We start from the raw sequence: 22789 nt of genomic DNA on the forward strand, positions 1-22789 counted from the left end.
GCCAAGCCACACTAGCGTCGCTGTGCGCGACGGCACCCGCACCCTCATCCGCCCCTGCGGGGCACCTTCTCCCGGTGGGAGAAGGGAAGCGAGGTCTCGATGGCTGAAGCAGCGCTGTGCATGCTCAAGCCCCTCTCCCCACGGGAGAGGGGTTGGGGGTGAGGGTACGGCGCGAAGCGCACTCGTGGTGCCAGCCTGCAGTAGGTGTCGCTGTGCGCGGCGGCACCCGCACCCTCATCCGCCCCTTAGGGACACCTTCTCCCGGTGGGAGAAGGGAAACAGGTTCCTGGTGGGAAAAGGAAGGTGTGCTCTGCGCGTTGATCGCACGATCGACATTGGCCGGCAATCGACCGCCTGCATGTCTCAGGCGACGCGTGGTGCGCGCAGCACGCAGTGCGCCGCGTCTCATGTCGCATCCCGCTCCATAGGGATGCTCCGGCGGTGTGCGTAGAATCAGCGCATGACAAGTCCAGCCGACAGCAGCGAATTGATCAAGGTGGTGGCGCTGCTCGGCGCGGCCGTGGTGGCGGTTCCCGTGTTCCGCCGGCTTGGCCTGGGCTCGGTGCTCGGCTATCTTGCTGCCGGTCTTGCGATCGGGCCGTTCGGCCTGGGCTGGTTTTCCGATCCGCAGGCGATCCTGCACGTCGCCGAACTGGGCGTGGTCATGTTCCTGTTCGTGATCGGCCTGGAAATGCGGCCCTCGCACCTGTGGAGCCTGCGCAAGCAGATCTTCGGTCTGGGCACTGCGCAGATCATCGTCTGCGCCAGCGTGCTGACCGGCGTCGGCCTGGCCTTCGGCTTCCCGCTGCCGGTGGCCTTCATCGCCGCCTCCGGCTTCGTGCTGACCTCCACCGCGGTGGTGATGCAGCTGCTCGGCGAGCGCGGCGACATCGCCTTGCCGGCCGGGCAGAAGATCGTCGCGATCCTGCTGTTCGAGGACCTGTTGATCGTGCCACTGCTGGCCGTGGTGGCGTGGATGGCGCCGGTGCCGGCGGATGCGTCGGCACCGTCGCGCTGGATCGGCATCGGTGTCGGCGCCGCGGCGATCGTCGGCCTGCTGGCGGCCGGGCGCTGGCTGCTGAACCCGCTGTTCCGGCTGCTGGCCGCGGCCAAGGCGCGCGAGGTGATGACCGCGGCGGCCTTGCTGGTGGTGCTGGGCGCCGCGCTGCTGATGCAACTCGGCGGGCTGTCGATGGCGATGGGCGCGTTCCTGGCCGGCGTACTGCTGTCCGAATCGACCTTCCGCCACCAGATCGAAGCCGACATCGAACCGTTCCGCGGCATCCTGCTGGGGCTGTTCTTCCTCGGTGTCGGCATGGCGCTGAACCTGGCGGTGGTGGCCGCCAACTGGACGCTGATCCTCAGCGGCGTGCTCGCCTTCATGGCCGCCAAGGCCGCGTGCATCTACCTGGTCGCGCGGCTCACCGGCAGCGGCCACGCGCAGGCGCTGGATCGTGGCGTGCTGATGGCGCAGGGCGGCGAGTTCGCCTTCGTGCTGTTTGCCGCCGCCAGCGGCGCCGGCGTCATCGATGCGCAGATCAACGCCAACCTGACCGCCATCGTGGTGCTGTCGATGGCGCTGACCCCGTTGTTCGTGCTGCTGTACCGGCGCTGGGCGCCGGTGGAAGTGCCCTCCATGGAAGGCGTGGACGCGGCCGACGGCCTCACCGGCAGCGTGTTGATCATCGGTTTCGGCCGCTTCGGCCAGGTCGCCAGCCAGTCGCTGCTGGCACGCGACGTGGACGTGACCATCATCGACAACGACATCGAGATGATCCAGAGCGCGGCCAAGTTCGGCTTCAAGATCTACTACGGCGACGGCACGCGCCTGGACGTGCTGCACGCGTCCGGCGCGCACAGGGCCCGCGCCATCGCGGTGTGCGTCGACAACCGCGAGGCGGCCAACCGCATCGTCGAGCTGGCCACGCATGAGTTTCCGCACGCCAAGCTGCTGGTGCGCTCCTACGACCGCGAGCATGCGCTGGAATTGATCGCCGCCGGCGTCGACTATCACATTCGCGAGACCTTCGAATCGGCGGTCGAGTTCGGCCAGGCCGCGCTGGTCGAACTGGGTATGGACGAGAGCGAGGCGCGCTCCATCGCCCGCGAGATCCGCCGCCGCGATGCCGAGCGACTGGAACTGGAGGTCGCCGCCGGCGACGTGCGTGCCGGCAGAGGCCTGATGTACGGCAACATCACCCCGGTGGTGCCGACGCCCACCCCGTTCACGCCGCCGCGGCGCGAGAGCCGCACGCTGAATCCGGAAGGCGTGCCGGTGGAGGCCGGCGAGCAGCGTCGCGGCGATTAGCCACGGCAACATTATGTGCAGTGCCCGTGTGGGAAAGACTTCGGTCGCGACGACGCATTACCGGGAACGCCCCGTCGCGACTGAAGGACACTTCCAATTACCTCAGAAAGCGTCCGGTAGGAGCGGCTTCAGCCGCGACGGGGCGTTCCCGGTGCAGCCGGTCGCGGCTGAAGCCGCTCCTACCGTGCAACCTGCATCAGGCTCGATGGTGCCGGATGCAGGCTATCGGAGGTGTCTTGAAGCCGCTCCCACAGGGGCTTGCGGCGAGCCCGCCGGGTGCACTGTGGGAGGGACTTCAGTCCCGACGCATTGGACCATCGGAAAGCACGCACCACTTTGCGTGTCGCGGCTGCATGACAGTTGACTCCCGCAATGACCTGCGCAGTACGCCGTTCGGGCGACGCCGCTTCAGCGCAAGAACGCCTGCAACGCCTGCACATAGCCAGGATCGTCGCTGATGTCGTTATGGTCGGCCTGCGCGAAGGCGACCACGGTCGGGCGCTGCGGCAGGGCATTGAGCAGCGCATCGGTGCTGGCCGGCGGCACCACCTGGTCGTGGCCGGCACGCAGCACCAGCAGCGGGCCACGATAGCCGCGCAAGGCGGTGGCCGAGTCGTAGCGATCGCGCAGCAGCCAGCGCACCGGGACCCACGGATAGTGCGCCTGTGCCGCCGAGACCAGGCTGTCGAATGGCGTCACCAGCACCAGCCGCGACACCGCGCGGCGCGCCGCCAGCTGGCTGGCTACGCCGCTGCCCAGGCTGCGCCCCAGCACCGCGATCTGCGCCTGCGGCTGCGCGGCGCGCACATGGTCGCACAGCGCCACGGCGTCGCCGACCAGTGCGGTCTCGCTGGGTGTGCCATCGCTGGCGCCGTAGCCGCGATACGCGAGCAGGTAGAGGCTGTGGCCGGGCAGGGCGGCCTGCAACTGCGCGCGTGCCGAACGCAGGTCCTCGGCATTGCCGCCGAAGTACAGCAGCACCTTGTCGCGGCCGGGAGTGACCTGCCAGCCGCGCACCTGTACGTCCGCACCGCGTCGCAGCGCGAAGTCGGTCTGCGCCGGCGCCACCCGCGTGCCCTGCGGGAAATACAGCAGGTCGCGCTGGCCCCGGTAGAGCAGGGCGCAGACGCTCAGATAGGCGATGGCGAGGACGGCGAGGGCAATGGCGGCGTAGCGCAGCATCACTAGCCGTGCTTGCGCTGCGCCTCGGCGAAGGCGGCCAGTTGCTCCGGTGTGGCCTCGGCCTGGTGCTGCGCCTTCCAGTCGGCGAACGGCATGCCGTAGACGCGCTCGCGCGCCTGCTCCTTGCTCAAGTCTTCGCCTTCGGCGGCCGCCGCCTCGCGGTACCAGTCGGCCAGGCAGTTGCGGCAGAACCCGGCCAGGATCATCAGGTCGATGTTCTGCACGTCGGGACGGTCCTGATTGAGGTGCTGCAGCAGGCGGCGGAAGGCGGCGGCCTCGATGCGGGTGGTGTCGGTCATGGCGGAATCGGGGACAATGGACATCCCCCGACTCTACACCCGCCCGCCCCGATGACCGATTCCGCGCCCGTCTCCTCCGTCCCGGCCCGCATCCTCGACGGGCGCCGCATCGCCGAAGACCTGCTCGACGAGCTCAAGGCACGGGTCGACGCGCGACTGGCGGCCGGGCAGCCGCGGCCCGGGCTGGCGGTGGTGCTGGTGGGCGGCGACCCGGCGTCCGCGGTGTACGTGCGCAACAAGCGCCGTGCGGCCGAGAAGGTCGGCATCGAGGCGTTCGACTACGACCTGCCGGCCGGTACCAGCGAAGCCGAACTGCTGGCGCTGATCGACCGGCTCAATGCCGACCCCAAGATCCACGGCATCCTGGTGCAATTGCCGCTGCCGGGCATTCCCGATGCCAGCCGGCTGATCCACCGCATCGATCCGCGCAAGGATGTGGACGGCTTCCATCCGGAGAACGTCGGCCACCTGGCGCTACGCGAATTCGGCCTGCGCCCGTGCACGCCGCGCGGCATCGTCACCCTGCTGGCGCATACCGATCAGCCGGTGCGCGGGCGCAACGCCACCATCGTCGGCGTCAGCAACCACGTCGGCCGGCCGATGGCGCTGGAACTGCTGATCGCCGGCTGCACGGTCAGCTGCTGCCACAAGTTCACCCCGCCGGAGGTGCTGCAGGCGCGGGTGCGCGACGCCGACATCCTGGTGGTGGCGGTGGGGCGGCCGGGGCTGGTCCCGGGCGAGTGGGTCAAGCCCGGCGCGGTGGTGATCGACGTCGGCATCAATCGCCTGGACGACGGCCGTCTGGTCGGCGACGTCGGCTTCGACGCGGCGGCGCAGCGCGCCAGCTGGATCACCCCGGTGCCGGGCGGGGTCGGGCCGATGACCGTGGCCACGCTGATGCAGAACACGATCGAGGCCGCTGAGGCGGCGGGGATTGGGGATTCGGGATTGGGGATTCGTTGAAGGCAGTGCGCGGGATTGGGGAGTGGGGATTCGGGATTCGGGATTCGGGATTCGGGATTCGTTAAGTCGACAGCAAAAGCGCATGCACGGCCTGTCCGGGGCGCATCGTTGCCGGTGGACCATCGAAATCGGCCGTTTGACAGCCAGGCAAACGGCGCGGCCGCGCGAGGCGCCGCGTTAGCGAATCCCCAATCCCGACTCCCCAATCCCCGCCCCAATGCGTTAAAATGCCGCGCTTCCCCACACTCGGGTCCGCCGATGCTCCGCATCCAGGCTGAAGCTCTCACCTACGACGACGTTTCGCTCGTCCCCGCCCATTCGACCGTCCTGCCCAAGGACGTCAGCCTGGAAACCCGGCTGACCCGCGACCTGCGCCTGAAACTGCCGATCCTCTCGGCCGCGATGGACACGGTCACCGAGCACCGCCTGGCGGTGGCCATGGCCCAGCTCGGCGGCATCGGCATCATCCACAAGAACCTGACCCCGGCGCAGCAGGCCGCCGAAGTGGCCAAGGTCAAGAAGTTCGAGGCCGGCGTCATCACCGAGCCGTTCACGGTCGGTCCGGAGACCACCATCGGCGAGGTGCTCAAACTCACCCGCGCCCGCAACATCTCCGGCGTGCCGGTGGTGGACGGCAGCGAGCTGGTCGGCATCGTCACCAGCCGCGACATGCGCTTCGAGAAGAAGCTCGACGATCCGGTCCGCCACATCATGACCAAGAAGGATCGCCTGGTCACCGTGCGCGAAGGCGCCAGCGACGAGGAAGTGCTGCAGCTGCTGCACCGCCACCGCATCGAGAAGATCCTGGTGGTCAACGACGGCTTCGAGCTGCGCGGCCTGATCACGGTCAAGGACATCCAGAAGAAGACCGACAACCCCAACGCCGCCAAGGACGCCGCCACGCGGCTGCTGGTCGGCGCCGCGGTGGGCGTCGGCGGCGATACCGAACAGCGCATCGAACTGCTGGCCGCGGCCGGCGTGGACGTGGTCATCGTCGACACCGCACACGGCCATTCGCAGGGCGTGATCGAGCGTGTGGCCTGGGTCAAGAAGACCTACCCGCAGCTGCAGGTGATCGGCGGCAACATCGTCACCGGCGACGCCGCGCTGGCGCTGATGGATGCCGGCGCCGATGCGGTCAAGGTCGGCGTGGGCCCCGGCTCGATCTGCACCACGCGCGTGGTTGCCGGCGTCGGCGTGCCGCAGATCACCGCGATCGACATGGTCGCCGAGGCGCTGCAGGACCGCATCCCGCTGATCGCCGACGGCGGCATCCGCTATTCCGGCGACATCGGCAAGGCGCTGGTCGCCGGCGCCTCCACGGTGATGGTCGGTGGCCTGTTCGCCGGCACCGAGGAAGCCCCGGGCGAAGTCGAACTGTTCCAGGGCCGCAGCTACAAGAGCTACCGCGGCATGGGCAGCCTGGGCGCGATGGAGAAGGGCAGCAAGGACCGTTACTTCCAGGACGCCTCCGACGCCGACAAGCTGGTGCCGGAAGGCATCGAAGGCCGCGTGCCGTACCGCGGCCCGCTCAGCGGCATCATCCACCAACTGATCGGCGGCCTGCGCGCGACCATGGGCTACGTGGGCTGCGCCACCATCGAGGACATGCGCACCAAGCCGAAGTTCGTCACCATCACCGGTGCCGGCCAGCGCGAGAGCCACGTCCACGACGTGCAGATCACCAAGGAACCGCCGAACTACCGCATGGGCTGATGCCCATGCGCGGGATTGGGGATTCGCGATTGGGGATTCGTCGCCCGCCGCGTCTCCACCGGCCGTGCGCAGCGCGGCCCCCCGCTGTTGCGAATCCCAACTCCCGAATCCCGAATCCCGGCCCCAGATGACCAACATCCACAGCGACAAGATCCTCATCCTCGATTTCGGTGCGCAGTACACGCAGTTGATCGCGCGGCGCATCCGCGAACTCGGCGTGTATTGCGAGATCTGGGCGTGGGACCACGATCCGGCCGAGATTGCCGGCTTCGGCGCCAAGGGCATCATCCTCTCCGGCGGCCCGGAATCGACCACGCTGCCGGGCGCGCCGGCCGCGCCGCAGGAAGTGTTCGACAGCGGCCTGCCGATCTTCGGCATCTGCTACGGCATGCAGACCCTGGCCGCGCAGCTCGGCGGCGCCACCGAAGCAGCGGACCAGCGCGAGTTCGGCCACGCCGAAGTCGAGGTGGTCGCTGCCGATGCGCTGTTCTCCGGGCTGACCGATCACGCAGGCGCGTCGCGTTTGAATGTGTGGATGAGCCATGGCGACCACGTGTCGCAGGTGCCGCCGGGCTTCACCATCACCGCCGTCACCGACCGCATCCCGGTCGCGGCCATGGCCAACGAGGCCAAGCGCTGGTACGGCGTGCAGTTCCATCCGGAAGTCACCCACACCCTGCAGGGCCAGACCTTGCTGCGCCGCTTCGTGGTCGACGTGTGCGGCTGCGCCACGCTGTGGACCGCGGCCAACATCATCGACGACCAGATCGCCCGCGTGCGCGCCCAGGTCGGCGACGACGAGGTGATTCTGGGCCTGTCCGGCGGCGTGGATTCGTCGGTGGTCGCCGCGCTGCTGCACAAGGCGATCGGCGACAAGCTGACCTGCGTGTTCGTCGACACCGGCCTGCTGCGCTGGCAGGAAGGCGACCAGGTGATGGCGATGTTCGCCGAGCACATGGGCGTCAAGGTGATCCGGGTCAATGCAGCGGACCGCTACTTCACCGCGCTGGCCGGCGTCAGCGATCCGGAAGCCAAGCGCAAGATCATCGGCAACCTGTTCGTGGAGATCTTCGACGAAGAGTCGAACAAGCTCCGCAACGCCAAGTGGCTGGCGCAGGGCACCATCTATCCGGACGTGATCGAGTCGGCCGGCAGCAAGACCGGCAAGGCCCACGTCATCAAGAGCCACCACAACGTCGGTGGCCTGCCCGAGCACATGAAGCTGGGCCTGGTCGAGCCGCTGCGCGAACTGTTCAAGGACGAAGTGCGGCGCCTGGGCGTCGAACTCGGCCTGCCGCGCAGCATGGTCTACCGCCACCCGTTCCCCGGTCCCGGCCTGGGCGTGCGCATCCTCGGCGAAGTGAAGCGCGAGTACGCCGAACTGCTGGCCAAGGCCGATGCGATCTTCATCGACGAACTGCGCAAGGCCGACCTGTACGACAAGACCAGCCAGGCCTTCGCCGTGTTCCTGCCGGTGAAATCGGTCGGCGTGGTCGGCGACGCCCGCGCCTACGAGTGGGTGATCGCCCTGCGCGCGGTCGAGACCATCGACTTCATGACCGCGCACTGGGCGCACCTGCCGTACGACTTCCTCGGCACCGTGAGCAACCGCATCATCAACGAGCTGCGTGGTGTTTCGCGGGTGGTGTACGACATTTCGGGCAAGCCGCCGGCGACGATCGAGTGGGAGTGAAATCAGGTCCTTCGGGGACTATCGCCAGCTATCGAAAAATCGCCGCAACGTGTTGATCTGAAAGGAAATAGGTCGCGGCTTCTATCGGTGGCTATCGCTGGCCAGCACGACAGGTTGGCGGTAGCGCTGGCGGTACGAAACGGAGGTCGGATCAAGACCCTCCCGTTTACTATTGAGGCCAAAACGGTCTTTGACGGTAAAAACCTCTTGAGGAAAGCTTATTTCATGCGGCTTTCCGAGCATCAGCGGGTCTCCAAGTCCCTGACGGTAAAAGCCGTCACGAACAGGAGTGAAAACCTCGATGCTGACCGACACTGCACTGCGCAATCTCAAGCCTAAGTCCAAGATCTATAAGGCTTTTGATCGAGATGGAATGTACGTGACGGTATCGCCTACCGGTACCGTCACCTTCCGCTACGACTATCGTCTTCATGGGCGCCGGGAGACGCTCACCATCGGACGCTACGGGCCTGCCGGCCTATCGTTGGCGATGGCCCGCGAAAAGCTCATTGATGCCAAGAAGACCATCGCCCAGGGCAAGTCGCCCGCGATGGAGAAGCAGCGCGAGAAGCGCCGGCTGACCGCCGTGAAGTGCTTTGGGGACGTGGCGGCGAAATGGTTGGATGAGGCGCGGATGGCCGACAGCACGCGCGCGATGCGTAAGCATGTCGTCCAACGTGACATCCTGCCGGTCTTCCAGAAGCGGCTGCTCAACGAAATCACCCCTGACGACCTGCGCGCTCTCTGCCAGAAGGTGAAGGCCCGCGGTGCTCCTGCCACGGCAGTACACATCCGCGACATCGTGAAGCAGGTCTATGCCTTCGCGATCCTGCATGGAGAGAAGGTGGACAACCCGGCCGAGGGTGTGGCCGCGTCGTCGATCGCCACCTTCGTTGCCAAGGACCGCGCTCTGTCGCCGCTGGAGATCCGGTTGATGGCGCGGCAGATGGAGTCGGTGGCGACCTATCCGACGATCCGGCTCGCGCTGCGCATGATCCTGCTCACGCTGGTGCGCAAGAGCGAGCTGATCGAGGCTACCTGGGACGAGGTGGATTTCGAGAACGCGACCTGGACGATCCCGAAGCAGCGGATGAAGGGGCGCAATCCGCACGTCGTGTACCTGTCGCGCCAGGCGCTGGACATCTTCGTGGCGCTGCACACCTGCGCGGCGGGGTCACGTTTCGTGCTGCCGTCGCGCTATGACGCCGACCGCTGCATGTCGCATGCGACCTTGAACCGGGTCACGCAGATCGTGGCCCAGCGCGCCAAGGAAGCGGGATTGCCGCTGGAACCGTTCACGGTTCACGATCTGCGCCGCACCGGCTCGACCCTGCTCAACGAGGTGGGCTTCAACCGGGACTGGATCGAGAAGTGCCTGGCGCACGAGGACGGGCGCTCGTCCCGCGGCGTCTACAACAAGGCGGAGTACGCCGAGCAACGCCGGCACATGCTGCAGGAGTGGGCCAACATGGTCGATGCGTGGATCGAGGGCGAAACCTACGTTCCGAAATTGCTGCCCGAGAACATGGCGGTGCCGATGCTGAGCGCGGTAGCATGACCATGCATTGGTTGTCACTTGACAACTTCGGTTGTCGTCTCCACACTGGAGGCCGCTGATGGTTCGCCCCTCCCATCCGAAGAAAGAAGTCGAGGAGGCGCTTCGGCATGTCGAAGGGCAGGGCTGGCGCGTCGAAGTCGGCGGAAGCCATGCGTGGGGGCGGATCTATTGCCCCTACAACGACCAGGAATGCCGTTGTGGCGAGTTCTGCATCACCAGCGTGTGGAGCACGCCGAAGAGCCCTGGCAACCATGCACGCGCCTTGCGGCGCGTCGTGGACAACTGCACCACGCACCGCCGCCAGCAGGGGGCTGGCGAGGGCGCCCAGGAGTAGAGCGATGGAATACACCTTCACCCTGAAGTACCAACTGGCCGACGAGGACCGCGATACCGATGCGCTGGTCGAGCGTTTGGGTGAGGCCGGCTGCGACGATGCCCTGGTCGGCATCGGGCAGCCGGGGCGGCTCGCGCTGGAGTTCACCCGCGAGGCGGACAGTGCGGACGCTGCTGTGCGCAGCGCGTTGGCGGACGTGCGGAGCGCCGTGCCATCGGCCAGGCTGATCGAGGTCGCACCGGATCTGGTCGGGCTGACCGATGTGGCCGACATCGTGGGCGTGTCGCGGCAGAACATGCGCAAGCTGATGCTAGCCCATCCGGGCAGCTTCCCCGCGCCGGTGCATGAGGGCAGCGCGTCGATCTGGCACTTGGCGGATGTACTGGCCTGGCTGCAGGCGAAGGGTAGCTACGCGCTGGCCATGGACGTTCTGGAGGTGGCGTGCGTTGCCTTGCAGGTCAACGTGGCCAAGGAGGGGCGGCGGTTATCGCGCTCAACTTCTGAGGAGCTGGAAGCTCTCGTTGGATGAGGGGCTGTGAATTGATCTTTCCCTGCTCGTCGAATAGGTACGATGATGCCAATAGTTTTCTAGGAAGGCGATGAATGACTGAGGGAGTGCAAAAAAAGAAAGTATCACCATCGGAGTTCATGCGCCAACTGCGTCCTGCGCTCTACTCAGATACGAGTGATCGCACGACCTACCTGCTTGACGCAACGACGCTTGAGTACAGCCTCGACACCATTACCGCACGCAACCAGACTCACGACTTTGAGCTCTTTTGCCGCAAGCTGTGTGAGCGCACGATTTGCCCAAACCTTAAACCTGCCACCGGACCCGAAGGGGGCGGGGACAGCAAGGCTGATACCGAAACCATTCCTGTTGCGGACGAGATCGCAACTCTTACGTATGTGGGCGAACCGAATTCCGGTAAGGAACGTTGGGCGTTCGCCTTCAGCGCTAAGAAGACGTGGGCAGAGAAAGCTCGCAACGACGTGGCAGGCATTGCGGAGACGCAGCGTGGCTATCAGAAGGTCTATTGCGTTACCGCACAGTTCGCCCGTGCGAAGGACCGCGCTCGGGTCGAGGACGAACTCACCAAGAAATATGGCCTGACCGTAACCATTCTTGATCGGAGCTGGATCGTTGAGCAGGTCGTTGGTGGTGATCGCAGGGACCTCGCTTTTAACTACCTCGGTGTTGGACAAGAGATTGCCGACGCGCGCCGACTGGGGCCGACCGACTATTCTCGTTCCCGGCAACTCGAAGATGTCGAGAAGTTGATTGGCAACCCAGAGGCATTTTCCGGAATGGAAATGCAGCGCGTGACGGAGGCTTTGGTTGCGGCCAAGCTTTCGCGCAATTTGGAGCGTCCACGAACAGAAACGGATGGGCGGTTTGCACGCGCAATTCGATTGGCCGAACGAGATGGTACTTCCCGTCAGACGCTTGAAGCGCACTACGAATGGATCTGGACCGCCTTCTGGTGGTTTGACGATGTCGCGCACTTGAACGCCAGCTATGACGCTTTCGAGAAGCTCGTGATCGACACGGATCACGCCAAGAACCTTGAGCTTCTGTGTAACTTGGCTCAACTGCTGTTCAACTCGGTCATTCATCAGCATTTGACTTCCGGTGAGGCCAAGCTGGAGGAGCGCATCGCTCGACTGAGCGACAGATTAAAGGCGATGGTGGCGGACCATGATCGTCCAAACAATTCTTTGGAGGCGCGAACCTCACTACTCGTTATCGAAGTCAATCAGGCGGCGCTCAAGAAAGATCCTCAACGACTCAGTTCACTTTGGCCGCAGTTTTCTGAGGTGATCGAGCAAGCAAATGGTCTGGGCGAGTTTGCTGCCGAGCGCTTGACTAAAATGATTGAGGTGTTTGGCAACGTCGCGGGAAAGGATCAGGGATATACCCGCCTTGTCGACGACGTTGCGGCGTTCGTGTCGGAGCGCACTGGCGAAGCTCAGGGAGCACTCGTACTCCTCAGGCGCGCTCAGCAGCTCGATTTCGAAGACAACTTCGAAATGATCAGGTTGCTGGGCAAGGCCGCGCGGCAGCTCACCAAGAAAGAGTATGCCGACGCGCTGATCGAGACTATGCAACTTCTCACGCTGGCTTATCGCAGTGCCGGACTGCTATGGGCCGCGCGAGCAAGCTGCATTTTTGCAGTGGCTTCGATATTCATCGAGGCTGAAGAGAATAGCGATCTTCCGGCCTCAATCGTGCCAACTGTCATGATGCTTGCTTGGATCGCTGTCGAACTGCGGCATTTGCCAGATTGTCTTGAAGCCGTTCGACTGGTTCGAGGCTGTGCTGCAGGGCTTCCGCTCGACGACGCCTCCAATGAGCGTATCGCGAAGCGCCTTATGGAGTTCGATCTCATTCTTGGTAGCCAGTTGCTGAATTTCACATCAGCAGAGCTTGAGCAAGTTGTTCAACTACCCGACGTTCTTGATCGGCTTGGCTTGCACCAGAGTCGAAATTCGCTGCTCTACGCGCTCGGCTATGAGCCAGTGCTCCGCGATGAGGGTTCTATACCGAAGGAGGAAACGCCAGAGAGTATTGCAGAGTTCTTCACATTGCTCGCTAGTCAACCAGTATCAGACAACTTGCATGGGCCAGTCGTCTTCAATGAGTCAGATTCGCACTCTTATGTGTCGAGAGTGCAGGGCATGCGGATTGTGGTTCACTACCAGATGTCGGAGACCTCGATCCTTGTGGCCGAGTCGGTCGTTGGAGTCATTGAGGCGCTTTTTGCGACAGCTCCTGAGATTGGCGCTGCAGCGCACACTGAAAACTTCCGTATCTCGATTCAAGAGGGTGCTGACGTGCTCGCACCTGACTTCGTGGTTGACGAGGAAGGAATGGCCGCGACTGTTAATTGGCCTGTTGGCTTGGCGCCGGCTACATATGGACGACAAGATGAGGTTCAGAGGGCATTGATTGGTTTGGCTGCGACGATCTTCGCAGCCACCTGCTTCGTGAAGGATTTGCAGCAGACCGTCGAACGCTTCTTTACGAACGAAGCTGTACTCGATCGGGTGTCGATGATTGTTGTAGCTGGGAACAGCCGCCAGCGCATCTTTAAGAAGGCTGTATCGAAGCTCGGTGATTGGGCACAGTTGGCGACGACGTCATTCCCGTTGGTGCAATCGCGCCCGTGTATCCGTCGCCGCGCGCTGGGTGCTGCTGTAGAGAATGACGATGCTGCGGCAATCGATACGAGCAGCCCCTCTTGGCCGAAAAATCACCGCGACCTTGGTGTCCGATCAGTCATCGATTTGCATCTTTGGAATCGCGCAGGGTGGACTGGCGCGGCATTTGCCGATTGGGGGGCGGCTTATCCGCCCGCGATGGCCCTGATGTTTACGGATGAGGATGCTGCTAGGAAGATCTTTCAGCGCTGGCGCGAACGTTTTGGGGAGATCGACAAGGATGGAGATATCTACATTGCGATCGTTCGTGGCATCTCTGCTGAGAATCCCGCTCACTATCGCGTACTCATCACCTCGCGGCTACCCTCCGAGGATAAACGTTCTGGCAACCGGTCATTAATGGTGGCGTCTCGAATTCAAACAATGCACGCGGAATCCGATGCCAACCTTGTGCGCTTTCTCGACGCGTATGGGCGATCGCAAGCTTACTTGCTTGTGCCTGCGATATTGCGGAGCGGGAGTTCACCGCAGTTCCTGCTGGAGCTTGCCATCCTGAAGCGGAAATTGAGCGTAAAGAATGCGTCAGAGGTGGGGGAGCATGAGATAGAAATGATGGCGCTTGGACCCGAGTAGTGCCGTGATCGCTACGGTGATTGAAACGTAGTGCCAAGCTGCATGTTTAGATGGTGGCATCTGGTTCAGTTGTGAACCTGTGAATGGGGCGTGTCTTGCGCTGTCTGACATCCGGCCCCTTTGTGACGTTTGTGGAGTTGGATCGCGAGGCTTGTTTGCGCATCTCGATCCAAGCTTCCACTTCAGCCAGATCCCATACGACGCACCTTGGTGTCAGGTTGAAGCGGCGCGGGAACTCACCGCGTCGCTCCATTTCGTAAATCGTTGTTTCAGCCAAAGGGACAATCTGACGCAGTTCGTGGCGGCGGATGGTGCGCCGGAAAGGAAGCGGACTGCGCTTGGGGAACTGTGGCAGCGCCTCATAGGCTTCCGTCCCAGGCAAGGGGAGAGATTGGCCAAGGGCGGCGTCGAGAACATTGGATACCTGCGATAGGGTTTTCACCTCGAACTCCATGAATACTCTGTATGGAGACATGGTGAATTTCAGTACCTATCGGCACAACCTGTTGTGGCGTAGGTGGGCATAGAACGTTTACGCCTTCGTGCTCATCCGGTTACACAGTTACACATCGTGTCCCGTCCAGCGCGCTTCGCCTCGCCCAATACGGCGGATGCTGACACTCGTTCCATCCGGTAGCGGCTCGACTTCAAGCAGGCTCGGTGCTTCGGCCTGAAGCTTCTGTCTGATCGTCGTGAGCTGCACAAAGTCAGGCGTTGCAACAGACACTTGACCACTTTGCGGATCAATCTCCACCCGCATGGGGAATGCGGAGCGCGAGGGCCATTGCATCGTCCACTCTTGGGATGTCCATTTTCCATCTACGCTTGAAAGAACGTCGCGCCGGAACTGCTGCCAGATTGACTTTGTTTCGAGCGTAGGCCAATTGGGGACATCATCGAAAGCTTCCACTGCCGCTGAACGCAGCCAGGTCTTCATCTCTGCGCGAGTGGTGAAGTCAGGCGCCATTTGCTCAACTACCGCCTTGGCCGCGACGCGAGAGGGCAAGCCCGCTCGGACAAGCATAGCCATCGCATTGGATGGAAGCCCAGCTTCCAGGCATGCGGCGGCGGCACCTTCAATAAGCATCTCTGATTCGCCACCATTGATGCGTCGATTCATTCGGACGGCTTCGATCGCCCATACCAGGCGATAGACGAAGGCATCGTCCACCACGCGCATTCCCTCTTGGCCGATGACAGCCACGTCCTCACCTCGAATCCAGGCGCTGAGAAGATCTTTCCAGTTTGCAGGCAGTGGATCATCTGGAACAAAGGGCCGGATCGCAAGAAGCTTGTCTCCCATTCCACTGAGTGCGGCAGTCAAGACTTCCACATTGCCAAGGAGGGCGGCAGCATCGCCAAGGTCAACAAGCTCCGTCAGTTCTGTAGCTATTGCATCGATGGCGAGCCCAGATTCCAGGCCCACACCCATCGCAAACTGTCCCTTGCGCTGCTCGATCGTTGTCTTGTTCCAGATGAGCTGTGCTCTACTGACGAGAATCCAGAGCTGCTTTTGCTTTTCGAGGACATCAAGTCGAGCAATTTGCCTTGACCAAAGTGAGCCAACAAGGGCCTCATCAAGCAGCCGTGGAAGATCCGCGCTCTCTGCATCAAGCGCTTCGATCAGGCCGAGGACAGTTGCGTCCAACCGCTCGATAAGGCTTTCTATCGAGTCCGACTCTTGATCGCCCTCTACGGCGTCGGGGAACCAAGCACCCTGTGTGTTTGACAGGTAGTCCATGGCATCCTCCCGCGCAAATACTCCCGAAGTAGAGAGACGCCTGATCACCTCGTTGACGACGACGATGATGCCACTCGAAAGCGAGCGGGCCTTGGCCGACGTGACCAGCTCTCGCCACCTCTGATGACGCCAGTCTTCCGGTTGATGCATCACGTGGATCACCAGTCCTTCAAGATCCACAAACGCGCGGCCGGCGCGTCCTGCGACGTTGGCAAACTCTTCTCCCGTGATCAGCGTGCCCGCCCTGTACAGGTTGGGGATCAGGAGCACCGCAGCATTGAGGTTCAAGCCTTGGGCCAACGTCGGTGAGGCCACAGTAACGCGCAGAACGCCTGCGGCAAGCAGTGCCTCTACTTCACGCAAGAAGGGGCCTGGGAGGCGCCCATGATGAATGGCGACGCCGATGGCCAGGCAACGGACTGCTGGGTGCTCGGCTCCCAGCCATTCCCGACCCACGGCCATAGCACGCTCGACTTCCTGGGCGTTGGCAAGCAGTGACGGAAGAAAGCCTCGTCGTTGCAACTCCAGAGCGGTTTCTGCAAATCCCTCAACATGATCACGTTGGGTGCAAAAGACGAGCGCTCGTTTTCCTTGCTCGGAGAATTTCCACGCTGCCGCCAGCGTCAACTCTTTGTTGTCTCTGGGGAACGGTGTCCGACGGGGGCGAATAGGAGGAACTTGCGGCACAAAATGGCGAATGAATGGCCCATCGTGCTCAAGGTCGAAGCTCAGACGTGCGGAATTGCCAATCCAGGACAACGTGCCAAATCGCTGGCGCGTAGGTCGCCAATCTGACTGAATCGGGTCGCCTGGGGCATCACTGCGAATCCATGCAGTCAGGTCATCGAGTTGATCCCCTGCCGGCAGGATCGCTGAAAGACAAACGATTCGTCGGTCGTCATGGTCAGGGCGCCGCAGCAATCGCTGCACCAGATTCTCATAGCGGATCTCGCGCTCGCTCGGGCCGATTAGATGCCCTTCGTCGAGGACGATCAATCCAACGTCGTCAATGATGTTAGGATCATTTCGCAGCGCAAAGTCCAGTTTTTCTGGCGTGGCGATAACGATGCTCTGTTCCCGAAGAGCATCCTCATCTGTTCCAGCTACGCCGCTGCTTCCATAAAGCGATGAGACAGAGAACCCAAGAGGCGTGAATGTCTTGCGAAATGAACGCTCGGTTTGGGCCGACAGTGCACGCAGTGGCGTCACGATCAAGACCCGATGTCCACAAGCCAGTGCCATCAATGCCGCGATCTCTGCTATTCGCGTCTTGCCCGCACTAGTAGGAAGCGCGACCACCAAGTCGTCGGATACGTCGGCCGCTCGTTGCGCTGCCAGCAACTGAGAAGGCCACAGTTCCACCTCTGATGAGCGTCGGCTATACAACTCGGAAACAAACAGCTTCCTGAGCTGGGCATAGTCTCCTGAACCGGGCGGGCCTTGGATGGGCAAGACCTTGTGTAGGCTGCTTGACCAAAGGTCATCGATGAGGTTTGCGGTGATCCGGAGAATCCACCAAAGTGAAACTGCACTGGCTGCCTTCGTCAGCGAAGTTGCTCGCCTTAGCAGGTTGCGCGCTTCCACAACGAGGGAGTCATGGCCGGTTTGCAGGCCAAACTCGAAGAACACCAGCGCCCTGAACATCGTTGATGTCGCCACGCGGGAGACTACGTCGTCGGGGTCAAGTTCCCCTTCGGCCGCTGCTCGGCTGATGGCTTCATCGCCGTTGACGGGGTCGTGTAGCCACGCCCTTGCACGCTGTCCAAGTCCTTTCAGATCGCGCACGATCAGCAGTGCAAGTGCATCCTCGGCTGGCGAGCGGTTCTGGTCAGCTTGCGCTTGTGTCAGAAGAGAGAACGCCAGTGCGGAGTAGTTTGCCAAGTGATAGGCAGCAGCCCCGACCGTTCGATAGAAGCCTCGGAATGTGTCTTCCTGCGGGCCGTTCTGGACGAGTGCCTCGAAAGCACCACCCGCATGCACAAAGCCACGCCGCCAAGTCTCCTGATCGCCCCCAAGCTCCCGCAATGCCAGTGATGCTCGCAGTACGGAAAAGCCATAGTCAGCGAGGTCCGCGTCGATTCCTTCACTGAAAGCGGGGGCATCCGGTGGCAAATGTCCGTCATGACGAATCAGCGCTCGCGCCTGACCACGGGCCTGCAGGCGACCTCGATATCCGTCTTGGGTGGTTTCGCGCAGGAAGCCGGTTAGTTCTTCAATCGTTTCCAAGTGCCAGCGCCCTTTCGTAGCAGGCCCGGATAAAGGCCTGGTGATCCTCTATGCGCAGGTGTGCAGATAAGTGAGGGCGGTTTCCGCCCGCCGCTGCCAGATCATCAAGCTGCGCCTGAGGGGTCGCGTTGCCTGACATGGTGAACAGCATGTGGCTGGTCCTCGCGGGGGGCGCTGCTCTGCTGGCGACTTCGTTGCGAATCTTCCGGCCGACGTCCCGGCGCTCACCGCCGCCTTCCATAAGGCGATCCGCGACGAACAGCAAAGATGTGGCAGTGGGGCGACCGTCATCCCGAGATAGCGCCTCGCGGGCCTCTGAGATGGTGGCTTTGGCAAGGCTGGCGCGACTTTTCGACTCGCCTTTCAGAAAATGCAGATTGGCTTGGTCATCGAGCCTCAGTCCAACGAAGTCATCGCCACGCAGCGCCATTTCCCGACCGTCCTTGTAACGCAACCGACGGACCGGAACCTTGAAATCAAGGTGTTCTTCGACCAACTCGGTTGCGAGTATTTCGCCGAGTTCTCCCGAACGCGCTCGGGCTGAGCGTGGCATGCGCTCGGACAAAATAGCAGCTGCACCTGGATACCCCAGCTCGCGCACGTCATCGGCTATTTGGTCCAGGTTGTCGTACTGAGATCGGATGCGGGTGGTGAGAATCGCTTCAATAGCGGCTCTTCCCCCTTCACGCTCGGCTAATCGCCATAGCTGCTTGCTGGCGTCTTCCTCGACTTCTTTGTCGCACCAAGGTTGATACAGCACGTCCCCTCCCTGATTTACTTGCTACGTTTTGCTACATTGTGCCGGAGACTTCCTGTTCATACACCCAGAACAAGACGGACTTCGATTCCGCACCCGTGCTCAAGCTGTTTACGCCCGACGCCGGTGCGACCTAGTTGCTCAGTGCGATCGACCGGGAGAAGCATGACCACGCCTTTCGCTTGTGCGACCAGGGCTTGGGTTTTCCCGAGCTGGGCTGGGTCAGCCTGCAGGAGTTGTCCACGGTACGTGGTCGGCTGAGGTTGCCGATTGAGCGTGATCGGGCCGAGAGCTGCTGAACGCCCATGTGCGCGATGCGCGGCACGCCGGCCGGATCGTCGCTTGAGCTTGAACGGGGTGTCGAGAGAGGCCCCGTTCCTTGTGCAGCGCGTTACGGCGCCGAATCAGCTTTCTTCAATGAACCTTCAACGAGGCCAGTCGTCGCTGCGCACGTTCTCGAAGAAGTCGGGGCCGACCTCGATGCGCAGCGAAGCGTGGCGCTGCAGGATCTTCCGTGCCACTTCGGGTGAGGCGTAGTCCGTGAAATCGAGGATGTAGCTGTAGACCATCTCGCCGCTGTGGCCATCCTGCGGTTCGGCGTCCACATCAACGAGGTTGCCCACTTCGTGCGGGTCCAGGCCCAACAGATCGGCATAGGCCTGGAACATGCTGCGCACGGGCGGCCCGTCTTCGTGGTCATTGCCGCCCCAGTCCATATCGAGATCTGCGTTGGTCACTTGGCAGTCCACCGACCCAAAGCAGTGGCGGCCCAAACGCTGCACGCTCAGGGTGCCTTCCACATTGACGATGTGGCCCGCGTAGGGGCGCTCGGTGTCGATGCCAAGGCCGACGTGTCCGTCGAGGTCGATATCCAGCGCACCGCCGATCGGGACTTTCTCGAACTCGACCTCGAAATCGAAATAGACCTCATCGACGCCATCGTAGTTGGCGTTCGCCATTTCGCTGTTCACGTCGTTATCGTCGATGACCACCTTGTCAACGTGCTGGCGCAGGTAGTCCTCGAAGGCGGCGTAAGAAGCATGGATGCGTGTGTGGGGCGCTCGTTCTCGAAAGGCTGTTTGGATCAGTTCATGCAAGCGATCCGGAGGCGGGGCCGCCCCCAGTTCACTGGCGCGTTGATGGAGCAGATCTTCGTCCAGCACGACGTGGTGAACGATGGTCAGGCTACTGGCTTCTTGCGCGGAGGCTTGTGCCGCCTGGTAGGCGGCAAACGTTTTGTAGCCCAGTGCAGCGGCCACTAGTTGCTGCGCATGACCAAGCGGCACAGGCACGGCAGCAGCGGCGCTGTTCTTGCGAATGGAATGGGCGAGGTCGGAAATGCCGAGGGACATACGATTCTCCTGTTTCAGCGGGGACCAATCGAGCGCTTACTTGGTCCACGCCCAGGCGATATCGCATGGTGAGTGGCACAAAGGGAGAAATCAGAAAGTCTGGTCTTGATTGAGCCGCTCGAAGCTCAGGCGGACGAGGCCTTGCCGCCATTTTGCGCAAAATCAGTCCAAGCGCAAGCCCCCATCCGGCGGGATCGGGGCGCCCTAAGGGCGTCCCCGGCCATGTGATGGCCGGGCCACGCTGTCGTGCTGCGCATCGAGCCCCGCTGTGCGCGGGTCTCGCGCCTGGCGGGCATCCATCGTTCCCTCGCTGCGCTCGGCTGACGCCTCCGGCCCGGCCCTGTGGGCCGCGCCTGCGCGCTCCGCTTGCCGGTCCTGGCTTCGTTTGGGGCTGGGGTGGGCGGAGTTGCCGTTCCCTCGAACGTACCACGGCGTTCTCGCCGTCAAGGGCTGCGCGTGCCTGTGGGCACGCTTGCGGCCTGTGGCCGTCTCCGACCCCTGACAGCTTGCGCTGCGCCGTGATGGCGGCGGTGCCGGGCAATTTCGCCCGAGCAACTGGAGATCGCCATGAACGAGAAATCGCACGTTTCGCTGGAACAACACGTCTGCCTGGTCTGCGGCAGCGCGTTCGAGACCGGCTCCGTCCTGCTGGATAGGGGCCTGCGCGCCAGCATGGAGCGCCACACGAGGACGGGCTGGGGGCTGTGTCCCGAGCACCGGAAGTTCGCCGACGATGGCTTCGTCGCGTTGATCGAGTGTGATCCTGAGCGCAGTGCGTTGGCGACCAATGCAGAGCGCCTGAAGCCGGAGCATGCATACCGGACGGGGCACGTGGCGCATCTGCGGCGAGAGGTGTTCGCGAAGCTGTTCGATGTGCCCTTGGAGTCCTGCCAGGACTGCGTGTTCGTGGAGGTCGGGCTGATCGATCAGCTGGAGTCGCTGCTGAAGCGCGAGGCCACCTGATTGCAGTCACGGGCGCCGCCTGCCGTGAGGCGGGCGGCGCCTTTTTGTTTGCGGTCGATCTTGCGCCGCTGCTTCCCATTGCGTTCGCTACATCTTCAGCCCGGCGAGGTTCGCCGGGCCTGCGCGCTTCGCTTGCGGATCCTGGCTTCGTTTGGGGGAGGGGTGCGGAGTTGCCGATCCCTTCACCGTACCACGGCGTTCTCGCCGTCAAGGGCTGCGCGTGCCTGTGGGCACGCTGGCGGCCTGCGGCCGTCTGCGACCCCTGACGGCTTGCGCTGCGCCGTGATGGCGACGGTGCCGGGCAATTCCGCCCGAGCAACCGGAGCTGATCATGACCATGTCGAACCTGTCCATTCTCGATGTCGATGCCTCGCTGCACGTGCGCGACGGCCGGGGGCGCTACCGTCCCGCATCCGTTGACCAGATCCTGGCGGCTGCGCGGCGCGTGGCTGACCTGAAGGTGCAGCGGGGCGCGGAGTTCACCTCGCCTGTTTCGGTGAAGAAGTACCTCTGCGCGAAGTTGGCGGGCCTTGAGTGCGAGGTGTTCGCCGTTCTGTTCTTGGATACGAAGCACCGTCTGATCGAATACGTGGAGATGTTCCGGGGGACCATCGACTCTGCGGCGGTGCATCCGCGGGAGGTGGTCAAGGAGGCGCTGCGCTTGAACGCGGCCGCCGTGATCCTGGCGCACAACCATCCCAGCGGGAACCCGACGCCGAGCGAAACGGACAGGCAGATCACCGAGCGCCTGCGCAGCGCTCTGGGCCTGGTAGACGTGCGAACCCTGGATCACTTCATCATCGCGGGGTCGCGCGCGGTGTCGATGGCGATGCGTGGTTGGAGGTGAACTTCGGGGGGCTTCGGCCCCCTTTTCTTTGGGTGCGGCTGTCGCCGCACCCATTTGCGTCGCCGAGACCGTGGGCCTGCGCTCAGGTGCGGGGACAAGGACATGCTCAGGCCAAGCTGGAACAATGGAGCCATGGTGAAGCCCGGGAATGCGGCGAAGGAACGATGGCATGGTGCGCGCGGCGAGCGCGCACCGCTCGCCATCCTCTATCTCCATGGGTTTTCGGCAAGCCCTGGCGAGGCTGGGGATCTGCCGGAGCAGATGGCCCAGGCGCTCGGGGCCAATCTGTACATGCCCTTGTGGCCCGGCCATGGCGAGGATGCGCCGAAAGCGATGCGCGGGCTGACTGCCGATGCGCTGGAGGCCTCGGCGTGGGCCGCGCTGGACCATGCCTGCGCGATGGGGGAGGCCGTTGCGATCGTGGGATGCTCGCTCGGTGCCACGCTGGGCCTGCGGCTGGCCGCCGCGCGGCCTGGCGACGTCGCTGCCGTCGTGGCCTGGTCGCCTGGTGTGCAGCCGGCGGACCCGGCGCTGCTGGACCGGATCTGCGCGATGAGCGAAGCGTGGACGAGCGATCAGGAGCGGTCATCGGCCGTCCGCGCCTATTGGTCCGATGCCATCCACCCCGACGGGTTCCAGGCGCTGCGCGAGACATTCCGCCGATGCGCCGCCGAGCCGCCGTGGCCGCAAGTGACGTGTCCTGTGTTCCTGGGGTACTACCGCGGCCCCGATGGGCGCGAGGACCCTGTGTCGTCCGTGCCGGCCATGCTGGCCATGTTCGATGCGCTGGGCAGCCGGGCGGAGCAGAAGCGGGCGCAGGCCTTCGTCGCAGGTGCCCATGCCATCGGTTCGCCGCACAAGACGCGACTCGCTGGGGCGGTGGCTGCGGCGTCCGTGGATTTTCTGCGGGAGATGCTTGCTGGGGCGAATCCTCGCCGGAGTACCTAACCTGCGCGGCGCATGCCGCCCAGGTTGGCGCTGTGGCATTGCCGGCGTGGCGCTGCTCAGGCGCTCGCGGGAGGAGCTGCCAATGGCGCCCGCGTCCGGCATGGTCA

General features: G+C 63.3%; 19 protein-coding genes. 12 read left to right on the forward strand and 7 right to left on the reverse strand.

The features are described from left to right. Window positions 1-460 precede the first annotated feature (460 nt). Entirely contained in the window at window positions 461-2308 is a 1848-nt protein-coding gene (locus QN245_RS09665) for a monovalent cation:proton antiporter-2 (CPA2) family protein (protein ID WP_317845156.1), read from the forward strand. A 408-nt stretch (window positions 2309-2716) separates the two neighbouring features. Here QN245_RS09665 and QN245_RS09670 read toward each other — a convergent pair whose 3' ends face one another. Further along, on the reverse strand, window positions 2717-3490 hold the full coding sequence (locus QN245_RS09670; RefSeq protein ID WP_317845157.1) for an alpha/beta hydrolase: 774 nt from the start codon (window positions 3488-3490) through the stop codon (window positions 2717-2719). Between the two features lie 2 nt (window positions 3491-3492). Beyond that, a complete protein-coding gene (locus tag QN245_RS09675; protein WP_017913743.1) occupies window positions 3493-3789 on the reverse strand; it encodes a DUF1244 domain-containing protein in 297 nt (98 codons plus the stop codon). 51 nt (window positions 3790-3840) lie between these two features. Here QN245_RS09675 and folD point away from each other — a divergent pair, with 51 nt between their 5' ends. The 3 genes from folD (at window position 3841) to guaA (ending at window position 8161) form a co-directional block, all read left to right on the forward strand. Next, complete coding sequence (folD, locus tag QN245_RS09680) at window positions 3841-4752, forward strand: bifunctional methylenetetrahydrofolate dehydrogenase/methenyltetrahydrofolate cyclohydrolase FolD (protein ID WP_167087728.1); 912 nt, start codon at window positions 3841-3843, stop codon at window positions 4750-4752. Between the two features lie 258 nt (window positions 4753-5010). Next, on the forward strand, window positions 5011-6468 hold the full coding sequence (gene guaB / locus QN245_RS09685) for an IMP dehydrogenase (RefSeq protein ID WP_160963519.1): 1458 nt from the start codon (window positions 5011-5013) through the stop codon (window positions 6466-6468). Window positions 6469-6595: 127 nt separating this feature from the next. Next, the gene (gene guaA / locus QN245_RS09690; RefSeq protein ID WP_184447869.1) at window positions 6596-8161 is read left to right on the forward strand and encodes a glutamine-hydrolyzing GMP synthase; all 1566 of its coding nucleotides are present in this window, start codon (window positions 6596-6598) and stop codon (window positions 8159-8161) included. An 81-nt stretch (window positions 8162-8242) separates the two neighbouring features. Here the strand turns inward: guaA and QN245_RS09695 are convergent, their stop codons facing one another. Beyond that, window positions 8243-8476, reverse strand: a complete 234-nt coding sequence (locus QN245_RS09695) for a hypothetical protein (protein ID WP_317845158.1) — start codon at window positions 8474-8476, stop codon at window positions 8243-8245. On the opposite strand from QN245_RS09695, the gene QN245_RS09700 reads away from it, so the two are divergent. The 4 genes from QN245_RS09700 (at window position 8463) to QN245_RS09715 (ending at window position 13848) form a co-directional block, all read left to right on the forward strand. Beyond that, entirely contained in the window at window positions 8463-9719 is a 1257-nt protein-coding gene (locus QN245_RS09700) for a tyrosine-type recombinase/integrase (RefSeq protein ID WP_267083367.1), read from the forward strand. The two genes, QN245_RS09695 and QN245_RS09700, sit on opposite strands and share 14 nt — an antisense overlap. Window positions 9720-9777: 58 nt before the next feature. After that, window positions 9778-10053 carry a hypothetical protein gene (locus QN245_RS09705; protein WP_317845159.1) on the forward strand — a complete coding sequence of 92 codons (276 nt, stop codon included), beginning with the start codon at window positions 9778-9780 and terminating at the stop codon, window positions 10051-10053. Between the two features lie 4 nt (window positions 10054-10057). Beyond that, window positions 10058-10582 (forward strand): helix-turn-helix transcriptional regulator, encoded by a 525-nt coding sequence (locus QN245_RS09710; protein WP_317845160.1) that lies wholly within the window; start codon window positions 10058-10060, stop codon window positions 10580-10582. Window positions 10583-10656: 74 nt separating this feature from the next. Beyond that, on the forward strand, window positions 10657-13848 hold the full coding sequence (locus tag QN245_RS09715; protein ID WP_317845161.1) for a tetratricopeptide repeat protein: 3192 nt from the start codon (window positions 10657-10659) through the stop codon (window positions 13846-13848). 46 nt (window positions 13849-13894) lie between these two features. Here the strand turns inward: QN245_RS09715 and QN245_RS09720 are convergent, their stop codons facing one another. The 3 genes from QN245_RS09720 to QN245_RS09730 all read right to left on the reverse strand — a co-directional run bounded on the left by QN245_RS09720 (window position 13895) and on the right by QN245_RS09730 (window position 18575). Next, window positions 13895-14302 carry a helix-turn-helix transcriptional regulator gene (locus QN245_RS09720; RefSeq protein WP_152246768.1) on the reverse strand — a complete coding sequence of 136 codons (408 nt, stop codon included), beginning with the start codon at window positions 14300-14302 and terminating at the stop codon, window positions 13895-13897. Between the two features lie 108 nt (window positions 14303-14410). Then, entirely contained in the window at window positions 14411-17815 is a 3405-nt protein-coding gene (locus QN245_RS09725; protein ID WP_152246766.1) for a DEAD/DEAH box helicase, read from the reverse strand. Next, complete coding sequence (locus QN245_RS09730; protein WP_317845162.1) at window positions 17802-18575, reverse strand: Hachiman antiphage defense system protein HamA; 774 nt, start codon at window positions 18573-18575, stop codon at window positions 17802-17804. The genes QN245_RS09725 and QN245_RS09730 overlap by 14 nt, the downstream gene beginning before the upstream one ends. 194 nt (window positions 18576-18769) lie before the next feature. Between QN245_RS09730 and QN245_RS21510 the strand changes: the two genes are divergently transcribed. Further along, window positions 18770-18871, forward strand: a complete 102-nt coding sequence (locus QN245_RS21510) for a DUF2958 domain-containing protein (protein WP_425612952.1) — start codon at window positions 18770-18772, stop codon at window positions 18869-18871. 126 nt (window positions 18872-18997) lie between these two features. Here QN245_RS21510 and QN245_RS09740 read toward each other — a convergent pair whose 3' ends face one another. Next, window positions 18998-19924: a hypothetical protein gene (locus QN245_RS09740; RefSeq protein ID WP_317845163.1), complete on the reverse strand. Its 927-nt coding sequence runs from the start codon at window positions 19922-19924 to the stop codon at window positions 18998-19000. Between the two features lie 567 nt (window positions 19925-20491). Here QN245_RS09740 and QN245_RS09745 point away from each other — a divergent pair. The 3 genes from QN245_RS09745 (at window position 20492) to QN245_RS09755 (ending at window position 22682) form a co-directional block, all read left to right on the forward strand. Then, the gene (locus QN245_RS09745) at window positions 20492-20887 is read left to right on the forward strand and encodes an ATPase (RefSeq protein WP_317845164.1); all 396 of its coding nucleotides are present in this window, start codon (window positions 20492-20494) and stop codon (window positions 20885-20887) included. A gap of 337 nt (window positions 20888-21224) precedes the next feature. After that, window positions 21225-21734 (forward strand): RadC family protein, encoded by a 510-nt coding sequence (gene radC, locus QN245_RS09750; RefSeq protein WP_317845339.1) that lies wholly within the window; start codon window positions 21225-21227, stop codon window positions 21732-21734. A gap of 132 nt (window positions 21735-21866) precedes the next feature. Beyond that, complete coding sequence (locus QN245_RS09755; protein ID WP_317845165.1) at window positions 21867-22682, forward strand: alpha/beta hydrolase; 816 nt, start codon at window positions 21867-21869, stop codon at window positions 22680-22682. The last annotated feature ends 107 nt before the right edge of the window (window positions 22683-22789 follow it).

It is taken from the genome of Xanthomonas rydalmerensis (assembly GCF_033170385.1).
Taxonomy (GTDB): Bacteria; Pseudomonadota; Gammaproteobacteria; order Xanthomonadales; family Xanthomonadaceae; genus Xanthomonas_A; species Xanthomonas_A rydalmerensis.

Excerpts from the sequence above, each read along its gene's own strand:
- QN245_RS09670 (WP_317845157.1), bottom strand. The coding sequence starts at position 3,490 with ATGCTGCGCTACGCCGCCATTGCCCTCGCCGTCCTCGCCATCGCCTAT.
- QN245_RS09745 (WP_317845164.1), top strand. The coding sequence starts at position 20,492 with ATGAACGAGAAATCGCACGTTTCGCTGGAACAACACGTCTGCCTGGTC.
- QN245_RS09665 (WP_317845156.1), top strand. The coding sequence starts at position 461 with ATGACAAGTCCAGCCGACAGCAGCGAATTGATCAAGGTGGTGGCGCTG.
- QN245_RS09700 (WP_267083367.1), top strand. The coding sequence starts at position 8,463 with ATGCTGACCGACACTGCACTGCGCAATCTCAAGCCTAAGTCCAAGATC.
- QN245_RS09715 (WP_317845161.1), top strand. The coding sequence starts at position 10,657 with ATGACTGAGGGAGTGCAAAAAAAGAAAGTATCACCATCGGAGTTCATG.
- QN245_RS09705 (WP_317845159.1), top strand. The coding sequence starts at position 9,778 with ATGGTTCGCCCCTCCCATCCGAAGAAAGAAGTCGAGGAGGCGCTTCGG.
- QN245_RS09710 (WP_317845160.1), top strand. The coding sequence starts at position 10,058 with ATGGAATACACCTTCACCCTGAAGTACCAACTGGCCGACGAGGACCGC.
- QN245_RS09720 (WP_152246768.1), bottom strand. The coding sequence starts at position 14,302 with ATGGAGTTCGAGGTGAAAACCCTATCGCAGGTATCCAATGTTCTCGAC.
- guaA (WP_184447869.1), top strand. The coding sequence starts at position 6,596 with ATGACCAACATCCACAGCGACAAGATCCTCATCCTCGATTTCGGTGCG.
- QN245_RS09675 (WP_017913743.1), bottom strand. The coding sequence starts at position 3,789 with ATGACCGACACCACCCGCATCGAGGCCGCCGCCTTCCGCCGCCTGCTG.
- folD (WP_167087728.1), top strand. The coding sequence starts at position 3,841 with ATGACCGATTCCGCGCCCGTCTCCTCCGTCCCGGCCCGCATCCTCGAC.
- QN245_RS09755 (WP_317845165.1), top strand. The coding sequence starts at position 21,867 with ATGGTGAAGCCCGGGAATGCGGCGAAGGAACGATGGCATGGTGCGCGC.
- guaB (WP_160963519.1), top strand. The coding sequence starts at position 5,011 with ATGCTCCGCATCCAGGCTGAAGCTCTCACCTACGACGACGTTTCGCTC.
- QN245_RS09740 (WP_317845163.1), bottom strand. The coding sequence starts at position 19,924 with ATGTCCCTCGGCATTTCCGACCTCGCCCATTCCATTCGCAAGAACAGC.
- radC (WP_317845339.1), top strand. The coding sequence starts at position 21,225 with ATGTCGAACCTGTCCATTCTCGATGTCGATGCCTCGCTGCACGTGCGC.